Here is a 226-nt window from a genome sequence, read left to right on the forward strand (position 1 = left end):
GGCCTGAGGATGCTGGTGCGGGCGGGCGGTTCGGACCCGATGCGTGTCGCCCAGGTACAGGTTGATGCCGCGTATTGGTCGTTTACGCAAACACCGCCGGGAGACATATCGCGCGGCGCCACGGTGTGGCTGGATGTCCCCTATCCGTGGGTGCTCGGCGAAGCCCACGCTGTGACCCTCGTCACAACAACCGGTGCGACGTTCACACATGAAATCGAGGTGGCCG

Annotated in this window: 1 pseudogene; it reads left to right on the forward strand. The window is 64.6% G+C overall.

What is annotated here, in order from left to right:
* Positions 1-226 (forward strand): annotated as a pseudogene (locus A3722_RS24720) (metal transporter); the annotation flags it as partial.

The sequence above is a fragment of the Sulfitobacter sp. HI0027 genome, assembly GCF_001634775.1.
GTDB lineage: Bacteria > Pseudomonadota > Alphaproteobacteria > Rhodobacterales > Rhodobacteraceae > Sulfitobacter.